Source organism: Elioraea sp. Yellowstone (assembly GCF_006704265.1).
Lineage (GTDB): Bacteria > Pseudomonadota > Alphaproteobacteria > Acetobacterales > Acetobacteraceae > Elioraea.
The window spans coordinates 1-3,733 of the sequence record NZ_VIKA01000224.1; the positions used below are offsets into that span (position 1 = coordinate 1).

General features: G+C 76.7%; 4 protein-coding genes. All 4 read right to left on the reverse strand.

Going from position 1 to position 3,733, the window contains the following annotated elements; translation table 11 throughout:
* On the reverse strand, positions 1–1,080 hold a 1,080-nt coding region (locus FK498_RS19515), incomplete at its 3' end, for a hypothetical protein (protein ID WP_161988481.1).
* Positions 1,077–2,198, reverse strand: a complete 1,122-nt coding sequence (locus tag FK498_RS19520) for a hypothetical protein (RefSeq protein ID WP_161988482.1) — start codon at positions 2,196–2,198, stop codon at positions 1,077–1,079. The genes FK498_RS19520 and FK498_RS19515, both read right to left, overlap by 4 nt.
* Positions 2,199–2,336: 138 nt before the next feature.
* On the reverse strand, positions 2,337–3,125 hold the full coding sequence (locus FK498_RS17905) for an enoyl-CoA hydratase/isomerase family protein (protein ID WP_141856963.1): 789 nt from the start codon (positions 3,123–3,125) through the stop codon (positions 2,337–2,339).
* 11 nt (positions 3,126–3,136) lie between these two features.
* On the reverse strand, positions 3,137–3,733 hold a 597-nt coding region (locus FK498_RS17910; protein WP_141856965.1), incomplete at its 5' end, for a DNA-3-methyladenine glycosylase.

Below are 3,733 nucleotides of genomic sequence, written 5' to 3' on the forward strand. Positions count from 1 at the left end.
CCGCCCCGCCGCCTCGATCCGCTTCGCGGCATGGGCCGCCCCCTCGAGCGCGCGCAGCGCGTCCGGCGCCGCCCTGCCGGTGCGTGCGAGCTCGGCGAGCGGCGCGATCACGCTGTCGCGCACCGTGGCGGCGAACTGCCCGCCCAGGATGCGCCCCGCCTCGGCCGCGAGCGCGTCGAACTGGGGCATGCCCTCCATCACCGAGACGATCGTGACGAGCCGCATCGCCGCCCGGCTGCGCCGCTCCGCCGCGGCGGGCGAGGTCTCCGCCGCGGCGTCCTCGAGATCCGCCTTCAGCGCCTCGGCCACCTCGGCCACCACGGCGAGGGCGCCGAGCGCATCGAGCTTGAGCGCGATGTCGCGGATCATGCGCGCGATCGAGTCGGGATAGTCGCAGCGGAACAGCATGGCCGCGGCGATCAGCCGGAACAGCGCCGGATCGCGCTGGATCGAGCCGAGCAGCAGATGCCGGTGCGGGGCGGTCGGCAGCGTGGGGTCGAGGGCGACGCCGTTGCGCGGCAGGAACGCGCCGGCGATGGTCTCGCCGAGCCGGAGCAGGGGCATGATGCGGCCGAGGCAGGCGCCCAGGAGGTGGGCGTCGTGGCCGGCGGCGGCGAGGCTGCGGCCGAGGCCGCGCGGATCGTCGCGCAGCGCCTCCAGCGCCTCCACCGCGCCGGGCCAGAGCCGGCGGCCGACCGCGAGCACGGCCGGGGTGTCGTCGGCGCGCCGCCCCTCGGCGAGCCGCCCGGCCTCTTCCAGCGCGGCCGGATCGATCCGCTCCCGCACCAGCGCGAACAGCGGCGGCAGCACCGCGCGCGGCACGCGCAGGGGATCGCGCGGCGCCCGCTCGCCCGGGGCGAGCAGACCCTCGAAGGGAGCGACCAGCGCGCGCTGCGGCGTCAGCGGCCGGGGAACGCGCAGCTCCGCGATGCGCGGGCGCACGAGCTCGATCAGGTCGTCGATCTCGGCGCGGCGCGGATGGCGATCGACCGCGGCAACCACCGCGCGCAGCCGTGCCGCCGGCGCGTTGCGCAGGCTCTCCGCGATCGCCGAACGCATCGCCTCGACCGGCGCGCTCATGCGACGCTCCGCGCGAGGGCGCGCTCGTTGCGCGCGACCTGGTCGGCATCGGCGATCCCGGCCTGCCACTCCTGGCCGCGCGCGACCTTGCGGCCGGGCACGGGGGGCGCCGTCACCGGGCAGGCCGCGCCCGTCACCTCGCGCGGCAGCGGCGGCAGCAGCCCGTGCAGCTCCGGCAGGACGTGGCGCTGCCGCCCCGGCGCCTGCTCGGCGGCGGTGTCCCAGAGCGAGACCAGATAGGCCCAGCCGTCCAGCAGCCATTCGGCGCGCGTCAGCCGCGCCCTGGTCGCCGCCTCGTTCTCCGCCCAGCCCAGCAGCAGCGCCTGCGGCCGCATCGCCTCGGCGCGCGCGCGCGCGAGCGCGTCGCGCGCGAGCGCGGCCGTGAGCTCGCCATTGACCAGGATCGCGTGCACCGCGTCCGGATCGGCGCGGTGGTCCTCCGCGGCGAGCGCCTTCACCTCGGCGATCAGCCGCTCCGCCGCGGCGAGATCGCGCGCGGTCTGCGTCGGCGCGTCGCCGGAGGCGCCGATCCGTGCGAGCAGGGTGGCGCATTCCTCCAGGGCGCGCGCCAGCGTGTCGGCGGCGAGGCCGAGCCGCGGCGCGATCGGCGCCACGAGCTGGGGCGCGAGCGCGATCAGCTCCTGGCGCGAGCGGGCCCTGCCGATCGCCTCCGACCCGGCGAGACCGGCCTGGCCGAGCAGCGTGGCGAGCAGGGTGGCGTAGGCCGCGCGCCACTCCCGCTCCTCGCCCGCGAGCGCGGCGAGCGCGGCCTCCTTGGCCGCCGGGCCGCCATAGCCCTCGGCGGCGACGCTGCGCGCCGCGCGGCGGAGCTCGAGCGGGGTGACCGCGCCCGTCTCCTCGATGCGCTTGTAGACCAGCCGGTCATGCACGGTGACGCGGGCCATCGCGACCACGCCGTCCCACGGGCCGACATACCAGCCCGGGCCGCCCGAGGGGTTGCGCATCACGACCTCGCGCAGCCCGCCCGGGCCGAGGCGGATGCGGGCCTGCTGCAGGAGCGGCGAGGTGAACGGCACGGTCGCGCCGCGCTCGAGGAAGGTCGCCGGCTGGAAGTCGGTGATCAGGATCCGCTGAGCGGCCGCAGCCGGGGACGACATGGACGCCTCGCTTCCCCCAGGGGAGTGTGGGAAAGGGCACCAGCCTGCCACTGCATGGTTAACGAGATGCTGCGGACGCGCATCGGAGCGCCGCGTCCGCCGCCGGGCCTCGGCGCCCCGCCGCCCCGGCGGCCGCGCTCAGCGCCCCTCGAAGACCGGCTTGCGCTTGGCCAGGAAGGCGCGATAGGCGTTCTGGAAGTCGGCGGTGAGGATGAAGTCGGCCACCGCCTCCTCCTCCTCCGGCGTGATCGGCAGCGGCCCGCGCAGGCGCTGGAGCGCGCGCTTGTGGAACCGCGCCGAGAGGGGCGCGCCCTCGGCGATGCGCCGCGCCAGCGCCATCGCCTCCTCCTCGACGCGGTCGTCCGGCACGACGCGCGAGAGCAGGCCCTTCTGGTGCGCCTCCGTGCCGGTGAAGATGCGTCCCTCGATGAACACCTCGGCGGCGACCGCGTAGCCCGCGATCTGCACCACCGGGTCCATCTCGGCATAGGGGTACCAGATGCCGAGGTTGCGCGCGGTGATGCCGAAGCGGATGCCCTCGCCGCCGACGCGGAAGTCGCACATCGTGGCGATGCCGGCGCCGCCGCCGATGCAGACGCCCCGGATCATCGCCACCGTCGGGTGGCGGCAGGTGCGCAGCGCCTGCAGGCTCTCGTGCAGCACCCGGCCGTAGCGGTCCTCCTTCGCGCGCGTCCCCCGCTCGGCCGCGAAGGCGGAGATGTCGGCGCCGGCGCTGAACGCCTCCGCGCCCGCGCCGCGCAGCACGACGCAGCGCAGCGACTCGTCGTCCGAGAGGCGGCGCATCACCGCGCCCAGCGTCTCCCACATCGCGAGGTCGAAGGCGTTGCGCTTCTCCGGGCGGTCGAACACGACGACGGCGATGTGCGGCTCGGGCCGTTCGGTGCGGATATGCGGGCTGTCGGGCATGCTCGGTCCTCTCACGAATCGAAGGCGGCGCGGCCCTTCACGTGCCGCCAGTGATGCCAGAGCAGCCGCGCGGCGAGCCCGCGCCAGGGCCTCCAGGCCTCGGCGAGGGCGCGCAGGGCGCGCTCGTCCGGCCGGGTCGCGAGCCCGCGCAGATCGGCGAGGCTCGCGGCCAGGGCGAGATCGGCGGCGGGGAAGACGTCGCGGCGCTCGAGCGCGAACAGCAGGTAGATCTCGGCCGACCAGCGGCCGAAGCCCTTCAGCGCGGCGATCGCGGCGATCGCCTGGTCGTCCGGCAGGGAGGCGAGCCGGTCCGGATCGAGCCGGCCCTCGGCCACCGCCTCGGCCAGGCCGCGGGCATAGGCGATCTTCGGCCGCGACAGTCCGGCCTCGCGCAGCGCCGCATCGGGCAGGGCGAGGAAGGCGCGCGGACAGGGCGGGGCGGGCAGGAGCGCGCCGAGCCGGCGCCAGATCGCGGCGGCGGCGAGGTTGCTGATCTGCTGGCCGACGATCGCGGCGAGCAGGCCGGGGAAGCCCGCCTCGCGGGTGCGCCAGGGCAGGGGGCCCGCGCGCCGCTCGATCGCGGCGAGGTCGGGCGCGCGGGCGTAGAG